A 1,291-nucleotide genomic window follows, 5' to 3' on the forward strand; every position below is an offset into this window, starting at 1 on the left:
GTTATGACCTGCTGGGCCGGCTGCTGGACCGGATTGCGGTGCAGCCGGACTGCGGGCGGCTGGTGTTCCTGGGCGATTACATCGACCGCGGTGAAAACAGCGCCCAGGTGTTGCAGGCGCTGCACGGGCTGCAGGCCGGCGATCCGGAGGTGGTCTGCCTGCGCGGCAACCACGAGGACATGCTGCTGGGGTTTCTGGACGATCCGCTGGGTGAGGGGCAGGGCTGGCTGCGGCATGGCGGCCGCCAGACCCTTGCAAGTTTCGGCATTGAAGCGGTGCACGCTGGGATGCCGGATCTGAATTGGATTGCGGCGCGCGACAGTTTGCAAAACAGGATGGGAGCCGGGCTGATCAGCTGGATCCGCGCTTTGCCGGCCTATTGGCGGAGCGGCAACGTGGCGGCGGTGCATGCGGGGGCAGACCCGGCGCGGCCAATGGAGGTGCAAGAAGATTACGATCTGGTTTGGGGCCACAGCAATTTCGGGCGGGTGCCACGCCAGGACGGGGTCTGGATTGTCCATGGCCACACGATTGTTGAGGATGTGCGAGCGGAAGGCGGCCGGATTTGCGCGGATACCGGTGCTTTTGCAACCGGGAAGCTGAGTGCGGTTGCGGTTCTTGATGACGGCTTTGAGGTTTTGACCGCCTGACCGTTCGGGAAAGGGCCGGAGAAAGGGCGTGCGTGAAAATTATCGGGGATTTAATTCAAAGCGCATCAATCCGGCAGGCTAGGGTAATTATCTATACACGCAATAGGCGCATCCATTGGATGCAAACGCGCGGCCCCCTCCGCGCCGCGAATAGGGCATTTGAGGTCATGATATGAGTTTTGCGTTTCCTTCAGGAGCCCGTCGGGTGCTGGCGGCCGGGTTTGTTGCAACCTTTGCAGTGTTTCCGCCGCCTGTATCTGGGCAGACGGCGGAAGGCGCGGCCGGGGCAGGCCGGGCGGAAAACCCGCTGCCCCAGGTGGAGGCAAGCCCGGCGGCGCTGGCGCTGTTCCTGGCCGATCCGTCAGGGTTTCTGACCCAAGAAGGTGATCTGGCGGGACTGATTGCCTCGGTCGCCCTGACGGATCCGGACACGGCGGCCAGGATTGCCGGCCTGGCCTCTGCGGAGGGGGTCAGCGCAGAGCAGGCCGCAGCCATTGGCGCAGGCCTGGCGCAGGCCGCAAGCCAGATGACAGCGGACGGGAATTTTCAGCAGGGCGCGGCCATCCTTGTGGCGGTTGCGCAATCTCCCTCTGCCGGGCTGGCGGCGGGGTTCACCGCCGCCTCGGGGGATGTGCAGACAG

At 64.6% G+C, this 1,291-nt stretch carries 1 protein-coding gene and 1 pseudogene; both read left to right on the forward strand.

The annotated features are described in order from the left end of the window. Window positions 1-650, forward strand: a 650-nt coding sequence (locus tag A2I95_RS39060) for a metallophosphoesterase (RefSeq protein ID WP_291737742.1), incomplete at its 5' end; no start/stop codon positions are given. 172 nt (window positions 651-822) lie between these two features. Further along, window positions 823-1,291, forward strand: a pseudogene (locus A2I95_RS39065) (hypothetical protein); the annotation flags it as partial.

The organism is Leisingera sp. F5, from assembly GCF_001593695.1.